This window comes from Vicinamibacterales bacterium, assembly GCA_035699745.1.
Taxonomy (GTDB): domain Bacteria; phylum Acidobacteriota; class Vicinamibacteria; order Vicinamibacterales; family 2-12-FULL-66-21; genus JAICSD01.
The window spans coordinates 247,081-261,502 of record DASSPH010000069.1 but is presented as its reverse complement, the minus strand read 5'-3'; the positions used below and the strand labels follow the sequence as shown (position 1 = coordinate 261,502).

Annotated in this window: 13 protein-coding genes; 5 read left to right on the top strand and 8 right to left on the bottom strand. The window is 68.0% G+C overall.

Translation table 11 applies throughout. The features are described 5' to 3' along the window. Positions 1 to 5: 5 nt before the first annotated feature. The 6 genes from VFK57_16475 to VFK57_16450 are packed head-to-tail and all read right to left on the bottom strand — an operon-like array spanning position 6 to position 6,072. Positions 6 to 617 (bottom strand): nucleotide exchange factor GrpE, encoded by a 612-nt coding sequence (locus VFK57_16475; GenBank protein ID HET7697311.1) that lies wholly within the window; start codon positions 615 to 617, stop codon positions 6 to 8. Then, entirely contained in the window at positions 610 to 2,946 is a 2,337-nt protein-coding gene (gene clpA / locus VFK57_16470; protein HET7697310.1) for an ATP-dependent Clp protease ATP-binding subunit ClpA, read from the bottom strand. The genes VFK57_16475 and clpA overlap by 8 nt, the downstream gene beginning before the upstream one ends. Before the next feature lie 15 nt (positions 2,947 to 2,961). Further along, the gene (clpS, locus tag VFK57_16465; GenBank protein ID HET7697309.1) at positions 2,962 to 3,276 is read right to left on the bottom strand and encodes an ATP-dependent Clp protease adapter ClpS; all 315 of its coding nucleotides are present in this window, start codon (positions 3,274 to 3,276) and stop codon (positions 2,962 to 2,964) included. Between the two features lie 50 nt (positions 3,277 to 3,326). Continuing rightward, positions 3,327 to 4,214, bottom strand: a complete 888-nt coding sequence (locus VFK57_16460; GenBank protein ID HET7697308.1) for a hypothetical protein — start codon at positions 4,212 to 4,214, stop codon at positions 3,327 to 3,329. Continuing rightward, positions 4,211 to 4,927: a DUF1080 domain-containing protein gene (locus VFK57_16455; protein HET7697307.1), complete on the bottom strand. Its 717-nt coding sequence runs from the start codon at positions 4,925 to 4,927 to the stop codon at positions 4,211 to 4,213. The genes VFK57_16460 and VFK57_16455 overlap by 4 nt, the downstream gene beginning before the upstream one ends. Further along, positions 4,927 to 6,072, bottom strand: a complete 1,146-nt coding sequence (locus VFK57_16450; protein ID HET7697306.1) for a TIM barrel protein — start codon at positions 6,070 to 6,072, stop codon at positions 4,927 to 4,929. Before VFK57_16450 ends, VFK57_16455 begins: the two co-directional genes overlap by 1 nt. 21 nt (positions 6,073 to 6,093) lie before the next feature. Here VFK57_16450 and VFK57_16445 point away from each other — a divergent pair, with 21 nt between their 5' ends. Together VFK57_16445 and VFK57_16440 are read left to right on the top strand one after the other, a co-directional pair. Then, entirely contained in the window at positions 6,094 to 6,888 is a 795-nt protein-coding gene (locus VFK57_16445; GenBank protein ID HET7697305.1) for a creatininase family protein, read from the top strand. A 6-nt stretch (positions 6,889 to 6,894) separates the two neighbouring features. Next, positions 6,895 to 8,262 carry a class I SAM-dependent methyltransferase gene (locus VFK57_16440; GenBank protein ID HET7697304.1) on the top strand — a complete coding sequence of 456 codons (1,368 nt, stop codon included), beginning with the start codon at positions 6,895 to 6,897 and terminating at the stop codon, positions 8,260 to 8,262. 17 nt (positions 8,263 to 8,279) lie between these two features. On the opposite strand, the gene VFK57_16435 is transcribed toward VFK57_16440, so the two are convergent. Continuing rightward, positions 8,280 to 9,179: a PIG-L family deacetylase gene (locus tag VFK57_16435; protein ID HET7697303.1), complete on the bottom strand. Its 900-nt coding sequence runs from the start codon at positions 9,177 to 9,179 to the stop codon at positions 8,280 to 8,282. 175 nt (positions 9,180 to 9,354) lie between these two features. Further along, positions 9,355 to 10,863 (bottom strand): Gfo/Idh/MocA family oxidoreductase, encoded by a 1,509-nt coding sequence (locus VFK57_16430; protein ID HET7697302.1) that lies wholly within the window; start codon positions 10,861 to 10,863, stop codon positions 9,355 to 9,357. 54 nt (positions 10,864 to 10,917) lie between these two features. On the opposite strand from VFK57_16430, the gene VFK57_16425 reads away from it, so the two are divergent. Genes VFK57_16425 through VFK57_16415 form a run of 3 tightly spaced genes read left to right on the top strand, consistent with a single transcriptional unit; the run spans position 10,918 to position 14,420 of the window. After that, entirely contained in the window at positions 10,918 to 11,955 is a 1,038-nt protein-coding gene (locus VFK57_16425; GenBank protein ID HET7697301.1) for a M14 family metallopeptidase, read from the top strand. A 55-nt stretch (positions 11,956 to 12,010) separates the two neighbouring features. After that, complete coding sequence (locus VFK57_16420; GenBank protein ID HET7697300.1) at positions 12,011 to 13,183, top strand: Gfo/Idh/MocA family oxidoreductase; 1,173 nt, start codon at positions 12,011 to 12,013, stop codon at positions 13,181 to 13,183. Position 13,184: 1 nt separating this feature from the next. Then, positions 13,185 to 14,420 carry a TIM barrel protein gene (locus tag VFK57_16415; GenBank protein ID HET7697299.1) on the top strand — a complete coding sequence of 412 codons (1,236 nt, stop codon included), beginning with the start codon at positions 13,185 to 13,187 and terminating at the stop codon, positions 14,418 to 14,420. Positions 14,421 to 14,422 lie beyond the last annotated feature (2 nt).

The following is a 14,422-nucleotide window of genomic DNA, read 5'->3' as shown; positions in this document are numbered from 1 at the left end:
ATCGATCAGCGCGGTTGCAGCTGGCCGACCGCGACGAGGGCCGGCCGCAGCACGTCGTCGCCGATCCGGTAGCCGTGCGCGATGACACCGACGATCCGTCCGTCGGCGTCGGGTCCGGCGGCATCCACGGTGGTCACCGCTTCGTGCAGGCGCGGATCGAAGAGCGCACCCTGGCTCTCGATCCGCTTCACGCCGAAGCCTTCGAGCTTGGCAAGGAACAGCCGGCGTACCATTTCGACCCCCTGGAGCAGCGGGTCGGCGGCCGTCTCTGAAGCAGTATCGGCCGATCGGGCTGTGGACTTTGCAGCCTCGATCGCGCGATCGAGATTGTCGATCACCTCGAGCAGGCTGACGAGCACCTCGCGGCGGCTGCGCTCGGCGTCCTTCGCCAGCTCCTTGCGCATGCGCGCCCGCGCGTCCTCGAACTCGTGGGCGGACTGGCGGTATTTGGCGAGGTAGTCCTGCGCCTGTTTCTCGGCCTCGGCGACCCGGCGTTCCAGCTCCTCGACATACGACGGCTTGGAGCCGCGCGGCTCGTCGCTGCCCGGCGCATCCTTCTCGCGCGCCCACCACCGCCGATCGACGACTTTTACCGGAATCTCGTGTTCGTCAGCCATTGAAGTCGAAGGTCAACCCGTCGCCGTTCATGCCGATCGTCACCGTGCCCCCCTGTTCGAGCCTGCCGAACAGGATCTCGTCGGTGAGCCGATCGCGCACTTCGGTCTGGATCACGCGGGCGAGCGGACGCGCGCCGAAGACGCGGTCGTAGCCCTTGGTCGCGAGGTACTGGCGGGCGTCGGGCAGCAGCGTGATCGCGATGCGGCGCTCGGCCAGCTGCTCCTCGAGCTGGATGATGAACTTGTCGACGATCGTCTCCATCACCTCCGGCGACAGCGGCTGGAAGTTGACGATCGCATCGAGCCGGTTGCGGAACTCGGGGCTGAACACCCGCTCGATCGCCGACTTCGAGCGCGCCTGCGCCTGCCGCACGCGATGATCGACCCCGCCCTGCGCCGGGACGTTGGCGAACCCCATGCTGCCGGCGCTCATCTCGCGCGACCCGGCGTTGGAGGTCATGATCAGCACGACCTGACGGAAGTCCGCCTTGCGCCCGTTGTTGTCGGTCAGCGTGGCGTGATCCATCACCTGCAGCAGGATGTTGAAGATGTCGGGGTGTGCCTTCTCGATCTCGTCGAGCAGGACGACGCTGTAGGGATGGGTGCGCACGGCATCGACCAGCAGGCCGCCCTGTTCGAAGCCGACGTACCCGGGCGGCGCGCCGATCAGCCGCGCCACCGCGTGCTTCTCCATGTACTCGCTCATGTCGTAGCGCTGGAACTCGTTGCCGAGATGCAGCGCCAGCTGCTTGGCGAGCTCGGTCTTGCCGACGCCGGTCGGTCCGGTGAACAGGAACGCGCCGGCGGGACGATCCGGCTGCCCGAGCCCGGCGCGCGACCGCTTGATGGCGCGCGCCACGAGCCGAACCGCTTCTTCCTGGCCGAACACCACGCGCGCGAGCGATTCCTCGAGCGTTCGCAGCCGATCGCGATCGGACGAGGACGCCTGCTTGGCGGGGATGCGCGCCATGCGCGCCACCACTTCTTCGATCTGCGGCACTCCGACGTCGACGATCACGGCGGCGGGTTTCGCCGCCCCCGCCTCCGGTGAGGGCGCCGGCGGCGCGCCGAGCCGCGCCTTCGCGCCGGCTTCGTCGAGCACGTCGATCGCGCTGTCCGGCAGGCGGTAGTCGCGGAGGTGGCGCGACGCGAGCTTCGCCGCCGCTTCGAGCGCGTCGTCGGCGTACTTCACGCGGTGATGCGACTCGTACCGCGAGCGCAGCCCCTGCAGGATGCGCACGGTCTCCTGAATCGACGGTTCGTCGATCGAGACCTTCTGCAGCCGCCGCGCGAGGGCGCGGTCCTTCTCGATGTGCTTGAACTCTTCGTGCGTCGTCGAACCGACGACGCGGAGCTGGCCGGCGGTGAGGATCGGCTTGATCAGCGTGGCGAGATCCATCGTGCCGCCGGTGGTCGCGCCGGCGCCCACCGTCGAGTGGATCTCGTCGATGAAGAGGATCGGCAGCGGCCGCTTCGAGAGCGCGGTGATCACCGCCTTGAACCGCTCCTCGAAGTCGCCGCGGAAGCGCGTCCCGGCGAGCAGCGCGGCCGAGTCCAGCGAGAACACCTCGGCTCCCTGCAGCACTTCCGGCACGTCCTCCTGCAGCAGCCGCTGCGCCAGCCCTTCGGCCAGCGCGGTCTTGCCGACGCCGGCGTCGCCGACGAACACCGGGTTGTTCTTGCGACGGCGGCAGAGGATCTCGAGCGTGCGCTGCAGCTCGGTGGTCCGCCCGATCAGGGGGTCGAGCGCCCCCTCGCGGGCCCGCTCGGTCAGGTTCAAGGCATACGCGCCGAGCGGATCTCGCGCGGTGCCGCCGCCGCGCTCGCCGATCCCGGCGTCGGCGTCCCCCTGCGGCGCTTCGGCGTCGCCGCCGGCCGGCGTGGCGCCGTGCGGGGGAACCTTGCTGATGCCGTGGGTGATGTACTCCAGGATGTCGAGGCGCGACACGCCCTGGTTCGCGAGCAGTTGCGCGGCGTAGGACTTCGACTGCTGCAAGGTGGCGGCGAGCACGTCGCCCGACTGCACTTCCTGCCGGCCGGCGCTCTGCACGTGCAGCACCGCCGTCTGCAGCACGCGGCGGAACGCCATCGTCTGCTCCGGCTCCTTCTGCTGGCCGCGCGAGAACTGTTCGATGTGTTCGTCGAGATACTTGTCGAGGTCGCGGCGGAGCTGCGGCAGATCGGCGCCGCAGGCGGCCAGGATGCGCTCGCCGTCCGGATCGTGCGCCAGCGCGTACAGCAGGTGCTCCAGCGTCAGGTGCGTATGACGCCGCGCAGCCGCCTCGCGGTAGGCGACGGTCAGGATCACTTCAAGAGAGGGACTGAACAACTGCCGTCTTCCTTCTTACTCCGGTTCCATCGTCGCGCGCAGCGGAAACCCGTTCCCGCGCGCCAGATCGACGACCGTCGCGACCTTGGTTTCCGCCACCTCGTACGGATACACGCCGCAGAGGCCCTGCCCCTGCGTGTGCACCGCCATCATGATGCGGTACGCCTCTGCCGGCGCCTTGTTGAACACCGTCTCCAGAATCTCGACGACGAAGTCCATCGTCGTGTAGTCGTCGTTCAGGAGAAGCACCTTGAAGAGCTCGGGCTTCTTTGTTTCCTGCCTGGTCCGTTCGAGGACTTCCCCGTCGACGCGCCGCTCGGTGCCGGGCATACAACTGGATCCATTGTACCAGCCGCAACAAGCACCCCGGTGGGCGCGGCCTACTTGTCCGGAATGTGCGTCGGGGCGCGCAGCGTCACGTCCCGCCGCGTGGTGGTGATGCTGAAGCGGTCGGACGCCCTGACGCCGTCGGGAAGGGTGTACTCGACGACGTACTGGCGCTTGAGGGATTCGGCGAGCTGCTGCAGCCCGGTCATCGCGCCGGCGATGGCCGGCACTTCCTCCCGGCGCCCGCCGGAGCGCTTCGGTCCGTCGCCGAGCACTTCGTTCAGCCCGAGGTTCTCGTTCAGCAGGTCGCTGGGGCGATTTGTCGGCGCCGTCGGCCGGAGCGTCGATCCGAGCACCGAGACGACGTGCAGCGCCGCTCCGCTCTTGCGCAGCTCGCTGAGCACGTGGTCGGGCGGCAGCGGCGTGTGCTCCTCGCCGCCGACAGTGAGCGCGAGGATCACCGGCCGCTCGACCCGGCGGCGCTCGAAGTCGAGCGCGCTCTCGTAGATCCCCGAGAGCAGCTGGCCGCCGTCCGGCGAGCCCGGGCGGGCGATGAGCTGGCTCACCGCCGCGCTCAGGAGGTCGGCGCTGCCGGTGAACGGCGTCAGCTTCCTCGGCTGGCCGGTGACGCTGATGATGGAGAACTCGGCGCGGCCGAGGAGCGCCTCGATGAAGCGGCCAACCGCGACGCGGAACAGGCCCGTGCCGTTGTCGTCGACGAGGATGGCGATCTGCAGCGCGCCGGTGGCCGGCCGGAGCGCGGTCACCTGGCGGCTCTTGCCTCCTTCCTTAACGGCAACATCGCCCGCGACGAGATCGGCGACGACCGCGCCGTTGCGATCGAACGCGCTGACGTGGACGCGCCGGGTCCGCTCCTCGACGGTCGCGGCATCGAGGGTGACGAGCGCGAGCGCGGAGGCGAGGAGCGGGATGACAGTCATTTGAGCTCTTTCAGGTAGATGTTCTTGAACCGCATCTCGGAGCCGTGCGTCTGGAGCTCGATCGGGCCGCGCGCGGGCACCGGCCCGGTCTTGTCGAAGTAGTTGTGCATCACCTGGCCGTCGACGGTCAGCTGATCGTTCAGCCAGACCCAGACTTTCTCCCCCACCATGCGAATCTTCAGAGTGTTCCACTGCCCGATCGGCTTGTCGGCCTTGACGAGGGGAAACCTCCCGGGGCTGTCGGCGCGGTTGTTCCACAGCGCGCCGGAGCCCTTGTCGGCGCCGTTCCTCGCCTCGCGCGGATTCGAGGGATCCCAGATCTGCACCTGCGGAATGCCGCGCAGGTAGATGCCGGAGTCGCCGTTCGGGCTGACCATCAGCCAGTCGACGTGGAACTCGAAGTCGCCGTAGTCTTTCACGGTGGCGAGGTGGGGGCTCTGACCGTCGGAGACGATCTCCTTCTTCGCCGCATCGACGCGCCAGTGCGCGTCGCGCTCGGCGTTCCACTTGGCCTGCTTCTCGGCGCGCTCTTCCCTGGTCAGCTTCGCTTCGTCCGCCGGGTTGTAGTTCGGCTGGCGGCCGCGCCATCCGCTGAGATCCTTCCCGTTGAACAACGACACGAACCCCTGCGGCGGCTTCTGCGCCGCGGCGGGCGCAGCCGGGTGCGAGACGACAGTCAGCGCGACGGCGAGCACGAAAGCGGAGCGCGGCATCAGGCGAACTCCTCCAGGGCAGCCATGACTTCCTTGAACAGATACTTCGATCCCTCGACGCCGTTCAGCGGGCCGGTCTCGTACTCGAGCGCGAAGGTCCCCTTGAAGCCGGCGGCGAGCATGATCCTGGTCGACCGCCGCACGTCGTTGTAGCTCCCCCAGCGTTCCCAGTACTTGGCGTGGACGTTGGTGTGCGCGTACGGCGCCACCGCCTTCAACCCGCTGACCAGCATGTACTCGTATTCCCAGTTGCAGAAGTCGGGCGACGCCTCGCAGTACGGGTGATTCACCTCGTCGAGGATGATGCGGATGTTGATCGGGTCCGCGGCAAGCCCCCAATGGTTCTCGATGGTCACCTTGATGCCGAGATTGCCGCCATGGTCCGCCATCTCCTTGTACGACTCGATCGCCTTCGCCAGCGGCAGGACGATGTCGGTGTTGCGCGGATAGCCGTCCGAGGAGCGCGCGATCGCCTGCGGCCGCAGCGCCGGGCCGAGCGCGGTGACGGAATTCATCCGCATCGATCGCACGCCGAGCACCGCGCAGGCGTCCAGCCACCGCTTGGCGATCGCCACACCTTCCTTGCGCAGCGCGTCGTCGGTCGAGGCGAGATTGGTCGGGGCGTTGTTGGACACGTGGTGGACTTTCACCCCGGCCGCGGCGCTCTTCGCGGCGAGCTGGTCGAGCCACTTGCGCCCGGACGGCGTCGAGGGATCGAACGTGCCGGGCCCGCCGTCGGGCCGCCTGGTGAACATGCTGTCGTCGGTGATGTCGCCCATGAGGGACGAGAAGATGTCCATGTGGGTGACGCCGGGATAGGTGTTCTTGGTGAACTGCGGGAAGTCCAGCATCGTGATTTCGCCGTACTGCTTCTTCATCGCCTCGCCCGGGCCGCCGCCGCGGCCGGCAGTGCGTGACTTGAACAGCGCACGGACGGCGTAGGAGTTCGACGCGATTCGCAGCAGCCGATCCTTCTCGCTCAGCTTGCCCGGGCCCGCGCCCGGTGCGGTCACCGCCGTGGCGGGAGGCTGCGCGGGGCTCTGACCCGAGGCGGGGGGCGGCGTTTGCGCCGAAAGTCCCGCCGAAGCCGTGCCCGCGGCGACGGCTGAGAAGGTCGAGAGAAAGTCGCGCCGGTCCATGGACATGGTTGTGTATTCTAGCCAACCATGAAGCCCCCGACCGTTTTTCTTGGCGAGATGACGAACCCGGAAGTCATCGAGTTCCTGAAGCAACATCAGACCGTCATCGTTCCCGTGGGCGCCGTCGAGCAGCACGGCCCGCACGGGCCGCTGCTGACCGACGTGCTGATTCCCCAGGAAATCGCCCGCCGCGTCGCGCCGCGGATCGGCGCCGTCGTCGCCCCGCCGATCAACTACACCCTGTCCTATCCTCACGTCGGCTTCCCCGGCATGATGCACATCCGGATTCCGACGTTCATGGCGCTGATCGAAGACCTCTGCGTTTCGTTCGCGTCCTCCGGCTTCCGGAAGATCGTCTTCCTCAACGGCCACTACGACAATACCTACGCCATTGCCTATGCCTGCGCCAACGCGCAGGAGCGCATCCCGAAACATACCGTGCAGGCCTTTCCGATCAACTACTGGGACGCGTTCACGGCGGAGGACGTCGACGAGTTCTCGGGCTTGAAGAACGGGCTGCACGCCAACCTCGGCGAGACGTCGGCGGTCATGCGGATCAATCCGGCGCTGGTCGATCTCGACAACGCCAACGCCGAATTCCCGCCGTTTCCCGACTACCGGATTCCGACCGGCGGCGTGCACACCGCGTACTTCTTCTCGCACCCGGGATCGGTGTATTGGGCCACCAGGTCGGGCACGTGGGGCGACGCGCGAAAGTCGACGCCTGAAGCGGGGGAGCGGTATCTCGAGGCCGGCGTTCGCTCGACGCTCGCCCTGCTCGACAACATCGCCAGGACGTTCGAGGCGATGCCGCCTCGCTGAGCGCGCGTGCTCCGCTGGCTGCTCCCGCTCGTCGCCGCGGCGCTGCTGCAGGCGGCGCCGATCTACATTCCGTATGACGAGGTGGATCGCCGGCCGGACGCGGATCGTCCGGCGGAAGCCGCGAGCCGCCTGCGGATCTCCGCGACGGACTGGCCGGCCTGGGTCGCGAAGCGGGACGCCGAGATCCGCGCGCGGCTCGTGCGCGGTGACGAGGATTCGCTCGTCTACCTGTGGCTCTACGGCACCGCGTTCACGAAGCAGCCGCGCGCCACGGCCGAGCAGATCGATCGGCTGCGCGATTCAGGGAAAGCGGAAGCGCTGCTGATCGACCGCCTCGACGATCTGGTGTCCGCCATCGCCGCACCCGGCACGAACGAGCGCCTCCTGTTCGCCCGGCGCCATCTCTCCGGACGGGGGATCGACGTCCGCACCGAGGCGGGGCGAATGAAGGCGCGCGAGTTCCTCGTCGAGGCCCGCGAGCGCGTGATCGCCGAGAACGCGGAGTTCGGCCGTGCCGCGGAGGCGGCCAGGCGCTCGACGGACGCGGACGCCGCGCTGGCGGCCTACGCCACGCTCTTTCGCGATCGCGGCCTCTCGTCCGACACACGGCTCACCGCGAGCTTCGCCATCGACGCCGCGCTTGCGGCAGTCGCTCAGAGCGCCGTGCTCCCGGCCTTCAGCGTCCGGCGCGCCGCCATCGTCGGGCCCGGGCTCGATTTCACCGACAAGGCCGAGGGCTACGATTTCTATCCGCAGCAGACGATTCAGCCGTTCGCCTTGATCGACTCCTTGCTGCGCCTGGATCTCGCACCGGCCAGTGCGTTTCGATTGACGACCTACGATCTGAGTCCGCGCGTGAACGCCCACCTCGCGGCCGCGGTGCAGCGCGCCGCGAGAGGAGCGGGCTACACCCTGCATCTTCCCCTGGCCGGCGGCGACCCATCGCACGAGTGGCAGCCCGCGCTGGTCGGCTATTGGGAGCGCTTCGGCGCCCGGGTCGGACGGGAGGGCAAGCCGCCGCCGCGGCCCGAGGCGGCCGCCGGCGTTCGCGTCCGCAGCATCACCGTGCCGGCGGCGCGCGTGCGCGTGATCTCGCCCAGGGATCTCAACATCGTGCTGCAGCGCGAGCCGCTCGGCGAATCCGAGCGGTTCGACCTGATCGTCGCGACCAACGTCCTCGTCTACTACGACAGCTTCGAACAGGGGCTCGCTCTCGCGAACATCGCCAGCATGCTCCGTCCCGGCGGCATCTTCCTGACGAACTACCGGATCGCGGCATCGGCCCGAATGGAAGCGCTGCCTCAGTTGACGACGCGCGTGTTCTTCGACAGGCAGGGCAACGGGGATTCGGTGTTCTGTTACAGGCGGCGGTAGACGCCGACGGCTGACGCTTACCGGATGCCGAACATCTGTTTGAGCTCGTCCGCCGTGGCGCCGCTGCCGTACTGATTCAGCTCGAACGCCTCGGCATACTTGATCGCCTTCCCCTTCTGGTCGCCGTACAGCTTCACGAGCAGCGAGCGGTACTTCTCGGCGATCCCGGCGTCGCGCTGCTTCACGCCGTCCAGTATCTGCGCCGCGCGCGCCGCCGGATCCGCGGGCGCGTTGCCGCGGTACCGCGCCTGCCACGAATCGGCGTCCGCGAACTGCGACGGCATGTCGCCGATGCAGGCCCACTTCTTCTCCGCCACGTCGTCGATTCCCACCGCCACGATCGGATCGAATGGATACGGCTTCTGGAAGTTGTCGGAATAGAAGAGGAAGATCGGGTTGCGCCTGGTCGGCGGCGTGTATGGCGCGAAGAACGGCGCGGCGACGACGACCGCCGAGTCTTCCGCCAGCTTGCCGACGGCGCGGTGATCGGGGTGGTAGTCCCACGGCCGGTGGGAGAGGACGATGTCGGCCTGCCATTCGCGGATGATGTTCGCCACCTTCTTACGGGTTTCGAGATCCGGCATCAGCTCGCCGTCGTGGATGTCGAGCACGTCCGTCTCGACGCCGACCTTCTTGTGGCACGCCGTCACCTCCGCCTTACGCCGCTGCGCGAGCGGTCCGCCGGCCTGGGCGAAGTGCCCGACGTCGCCGTTGGTCAGCGCGACGAGCTTGATCTTGTGTCCCTGCGCCGCCATCAGCGCCGCGGTGCCGGCGAACTTCAATTCCGCATCGTCGGGATGCGCGCCGAAGGCGACGACGCGGAGGACGCGCGGGGCGGGAGTCTGAGCTGCGAGATGCTGAACGCCGGCGGCCGCGAGCGCGAAAGCCAGGCTGCGGATGATGAGTTTGTGCGTCACGGGATACCCCTCAGCCGCGAAGTATAATCCGCGGTCTTCTGCGAACGAACGCAGGGCGTGAGCCCGCGGGCGACCGGCACTCCGCTGCCCGGATGCGCGACATCGAATGCGCCGCTCGCTTCGTGGGCTTCGTGGCCCTGGTGCCGGCGTGAGCCGTGGCCGCCGGCGGCTCTGGCTACGTCAGCTCCCACCCCGAACGGGTCTGCTCGCGGCGGACGAGCCTGGTTGCCTCCGGTGAGTTGGTGAACTCCAGCTTCGCCGAATCCCACACCAGGCGCTTGTAGGGCACGCGCAGCGCGATCGTCGCCAGCGTCACCGCTTCGGCGAGAGCGGCGACGTTCTCGAAGCTGCCCTTGGACGACTTCGCCTTCTGCTTCAGCGCGTTCACCCACTCGTCCTCGGGGGACGTGGCGTCGAACTCCGGCGTCGCGATCGAGCCCTCGAATGCGCGATGCCGCGCCTGCGGGATGAGCCGCGGATTGGTCGCACGGAAGTCGCACAGGATCTTTCCCTTGTCGCCGATGAAGAGCATGCCTTCGTCGGCGAGATCCAGTTTGTCCTGGTACAGCTCCTCCGGCGTCTGCGGCTTGTTGCCGCCGTCGTACCAGAAGGTGTCGACCGCCGGCCGGGAGGGAGTCGCGGGATGCCGCCAGCGAAGCGTGCTCGACTTGGGCAACCCCACCTGCGACACGCGCCCGCCGGTGCTGACGCGGCGTTCGTTGACCGCGGCGTCGTTGTTGGGACGCCCTTCGACCCATTCGGGAATGCCGAGCTCGAGGATCCGGTACGGCTGCCAGAGCGAGTACAGGCCCATGTCCCCGAGACAGCCGCTGCCGTAGGCGTACCACCCGCGATAGAGGCAGTGTGTGTAATTGGGATGGTACGGGCGATCGGGCACCGGTCCCTGCCACAACTGCCAGTTGAATCCATCCGGAACGGGCGGGCCCGCGGTGTAGTACTCCTGCCAGCCCTGCGGCCAGAACGGACGGTTGGTCCAGTTGTGCACTTCACGCACGCTGCCGATCACGCCCGCCTTGATCCAGGCCGCGAGGGTGTGACGATCCGGACTGTTGCTGTAGGCGAGCAGGTGCGTCGCCGCGGCGCTCGCCGCGCCGGCCTCGAGGGTCCGGCGCAGCTCGTAGGGGAGCAGCGCGACGGGCTTGTGCGCGATCGCCGCCCGGCCTTTCTTCAGCGCGGCGATGTTGATCGCGGCGTGCTGGTGATCGGGCGTGATGTTGACGATCCCCTGGATGTCGGCTTCCTTCTCCAGCATCTCGCGGAAGTCTTCGTAGGCGCGGATGCCTGCGGCGGGGCGCTCGTGCTTGCGATAGTAGATCTCCATGATCTGCTTCGCGATGTCGCGGCCGCCGCGGATGCCGGTGTCCCCTTCGCCCCACGCCGGCTCCTCGATGAAGCGGCGGATGCGGTTGCGGTTGCCGAAGTTCTCCCAGTCCACGTAGTCCTGCGAGTCGCGGTTGGGATCGACCACCGCGACGAACTGCAGGTCCTCGCGGCGCACGAACCCGGTGTTCACCTGCCGCTGCGCCTGCATGCCGCAGCCGACCTGTGCCAGCAGGATCATGTCGCTGGGGGGGACATAGCCGCGGCCGCCGAGCACCCGCCGCGGGACGATGGTCCAGGCCGACGCTGCCGTGACCGTGCCGATGAACTCCCGCCGGTTCATATGACCTCCCGCCGCTATAACCTGCCATACAATCCGCCCCCGGAGGCTGAAAAAATGCGACGCATCGCGCTCCTGATCCTGCTGCTCGCCGTTTCCCGATCCGCCGCGGCGCAGCAGCCCATCACCGTCGGCGGCGTCACTGCCGCACCTGGTGCGGTGGCGAGCGGCACGCTCGATGTCCCCGCACGTGCCGGCGACAGCGGCACCACCATCCCCGTCACTGTGATCAACGGGGCGTCTTCCGGCCCGGTGCTGGCGCTGATCGCCGGCACGCACGGGATGGAATACGTGCCCATCGTCGCGCTCCAGCGGCTGCGGACGGCCATCGACGCGAAGGCGATCACGGGCGCCGTGATCATGGTTCACGTCGCCAACATGCCGTCGTTCCTGGGCCGCACGATCTACTACTCACCGGTCGACGGCAAGAACCTCAACCGCGTCTATCCCGGCAAGGCGGATGGCACCATCTCGGAGCGCATCGCCGAGACGATCACCCGCGAAGTGATCGCGCGCGCCACCCACGTCGTCGATCTGCACTGCGGCGACGGCAACGAATCGCTCCGCCCGTACAGCTACTGGATCACTACCGGCGACCCGAAGGTCGCGCAGGCCGGGCGCGCGATGGCGCTCGCCTTCGGCCTCGAGCACATCGTGGTCGATCGCGAGCGTCCGACCGATCCCGCCAACTCGGTGTACACCTCCAACACCGCGATCACCCGCGGCAAGCCGGCGCTGACCACGGAAACCGGCGGCATGGCGATCGTCGACGAGGCCTCGATCGAGCTGGTCCGGCGCGGCGTCGCAGGGCTGATGAAGCACCTCGGCATGCGCACCGACGGTCCGGCGCCGGTCGCCGCCCCGGTGCTGTTCGAGCGCAACGAAGTGCTGCGCGCCGGCGCGACCGGCATCTTCTACGCCGCGGTGGAGAAGGGGCGCGAGGTCAAGAAGGGGGCGCGGCTCGGCCACATCACGGACTTTCACGGCCGGACGATCGAGGAGGTGATCGCGCCGTTCGACGGTCAGATCCTCTATGTCGTCGGCACGCCGCCGGTCACGAAGGGAGAGCCGGTGGCGATGATCGGCGGCCGCTGATTCGCACGCCCCGGGGGGGTAGCAACGGGGGATGCGCTGTGAGTATGATGCGCCCGTGGCTACGAAACGCATTGGCATGGGACTGGTCGGCGCCGGGTTCGTCGGGCCGCACCACGTGGACGCCGTCCGGCGTCTGGGATTCGTCGACATCGTCGCGGTGGCCGGCAGCAGTGCGGCGTCGGCGCGCGCCAAGGCCGACGCGCTGCACGTCGAGCAGGCCTACGGCAGCTACCAGGAGCTGCTCGACGATCCGCGCATCCAGGTCATTCACAACGCGACGCCGAACTACCTCCACTACGAGGTGAACGCGGCAGCCATCGCCAGGCGGAAACACGTCGTTTCCGACAAGCCGCTGGCGATGACCGCCGCGGAAGCACGGTCGCTGCTCGACCAGGCGCGGAAGGCCGGGATCGTCCATGCCGTGACCTTCAATTACCGCGGCAACCCGATCGTCCAGCACGCGCGGACCGCGATCGCGCGCGGCGACATCGGCACGCCGCGGTTCATCCACGGCCATTACCTGCAGGACTGGCTGATCAAGGACACCGACTATTCCTGGCGGCTCGAGCCCGACAAGGGGGGCGCGTCGTCGGCGCTCGGCGACATCGGATCGCACTGGTGCGACCTCGCCCAGCACGTCAGCGGCCTGCGGATCACCCACGTGCTCGGCGATCTGACCACCACGATCCCGAAGCGCAAGCGGCCGAAGGCGAAGGGATCGCGCGAAGCGTTCGCCGCCGCCGGGGCGGAAGAGACCGAGGTCGTCGACATCACCGTCGAAGACCTCGCGTCCGTGCTGGTCCGCTTCGAAGGGGGCGCGAAAGGGGCGTTCTCCGTCGGCCAGGTCTGCGCCGGCCACAAGAACGACGTCGTGCTCGAAGTCTGCGGCGCGACCTCGTCCATGCGATGGCGCCAGGAAGAGCAGAACGAACTGTGGATCGGGCATCGCGACGGGGCCAATCAGGTGCTCGCGAAGGATCCGTCGCTCCTGGATCGCACGGCGCAGCGCTACACGCACCTGCCCGGCGGGCACCAGGAGGCGTGGGCCGACGCCTTCTGCAACTTGATGCGTGATATCTATGGCTTCATCGCGGAGGGAAAGCCCGCCGACGCGCCGAAGCCGCCCGCCTTCGCCACGTTCGAGGACGGTTATCGCGCCAACTGCGTCGTCGAGGCGATCCTGAAGAGCTCGCACGCGGGCAGCGTATGGACGCAGGTGAGTTACTGATATGAAGGCATTCGAGCCCAAGTTCATGAAGGTCGGCGTCCTCACTGCGGCACTGCAGGAGCTGACGCCGCGCGAGGTTCGCGATCCGGATCCCGATCGGGCGATCGAGGACTGGGCGCAGTTCGCGCGCGAGATCGGCGCGGACTACATGCAGCTGTCGGCGGCGCTGCATCCGACCGAGACGGACATCCCGCCCGAGGCGATGCTCGATCCGGTGGCGAATACGCTCGACCTGCGGAAGCCCTTCGACAAGGATCGCGCCCGCCGCGTGACCAAGGCGCTGGACGCGAGCGGCATCGGGCTGTCGGATGTCGGCTACTTCGACAATATGCTGCACCACGACCCCGAGGTGCGGAAGAAGAAGCACGACTTCATGCGGCGCGTCTTCGAGGCGGCGACGCTGCTGGGCGTGAACGCGGTCTGCGGGTTCGTCGGCCGCAATCAGCGGCACAGCATGGACGAGAACCTCGTCGATTTCGAGGAACACTTCGTTCCGCTGCTCCAGGACGCCAAGTCGCGCGGCCTCACGTTCAGGGTCGAGCAGTGTCCGATGCCGGGCTGGACGACGGGAGACAACTTCCACAACAACATCGCCTACACGCCCGGCACCTGGATCGCGCTGCATCGTATCTGCGAGAAGCACGGCGTCGGCGACCAGTTCCGCATCCACTACGATCCGTCGCATGCGATCCTCATGGGCCAGGACACGCGGTCCATTTTTCAATACCTGAAGGACGCGGGGTACAACTTCCTCATCGGCGGCTTCCACGTGAAGGGGCAGGTCATCGATGCGAAGGGGGTGTCCGCCTGGGGCTACGGCGGCCAGACCGTCGAGCGCGGCGACTGGGTGAACGGCAAGGCGTCCGAGAATCCGGCCGATCAGGTGAACGCCTGGAAGAAGCAGACCGTGCTCTGCGAGCACGAGCTGCCCGGCACGGCGCGCCACGATCCGCTGGCGTACCTGCAGAACCGCACCGTCGACTGGCTGGATCATCAGCTCGCCGCGCGCGAACTGCTGCAGCTCGACGTCAAGAACACGCACCTGGTGGTCGAGCACGAGTTCCCGCCCGCCCGCATCCAGGATCGCCAGCGCGTGACGCCGATCCTCCAGGGCTCGATGGCCTTCGTGCGGCGCATCGACGAGGCCGCGGCCTGCATGTACGCGCTGCAGCACGAAGTGCTCGCGGCGCAGGGACTCAAGGCGCAGGGCATCGGGCGGCAGGCGTACCGGTCCTAGGG

Bases quoted from the DNA above. Each gene is read 5' to 3' on its own strand.
- VFK57_16475 (HET7697311.1), bottom strand. From the start codon at position 617: ATGGCTGACGAACACGAGATTCCGGTAAAAGTCGTCGATCGGCGGTGG.
- clpS (HET7697309.1), bottom strand. From the start codon at position 3,276: ATGCCCGGCACCGAGCGGCGCGTCGACGGGGAAGTCCTCGAACGGACC.
- VFK57_16460 (HET7697308.1), bottom strand. From the start codon at position 4,214: ATGACTGTCATCCCGCTCCTCGCCTCCGCGCTCGCGCTCGTCACCCTC.
- VFK57_16455 (HET7697307.1), bottom strand. From the start codon at position 4,927: ATGCCGCGCTCCGCTTTCGTGCTCGCCGTCGCGCTGACTGTCGTCTCG.
- VFK57_16450 (HET7697306.1), bottom strand. From the start codon at position 6,072: ATGTCCATGGACCGGCGCGACTTTCTCTCGACCTTCTCAGCCGTCGCC.
- VFK57_16445 (HET7697305.1), top strand. From the start codon at position 6,094: ATGAAGCCCCCGACCGTTTTTCTTGGCGAGATGACGAACCCGGAAGTC.
- VFK57_16430 (HET7697302.1), bottom strand. From the start codon at position 10,863: ATGAACCGGCGGGAGTTCATCGGCACGGTCACGGCAGCGTCGGCCTGG.
- VFK57_16425 (HET7697301.1), top strand. From the start codon at position 10,918: ATGCGACGCATCGCGCTCCTGATCCTGCTGCTCGCCGTTTCCCGATCC.
- VFK57_16415 (HET7697299.1), top strand. From the start codon at position 13,185: ATGAAGGCATTCGAGCCCAAGTTCATGAAGGTCGGCGTCCTCACTGCG.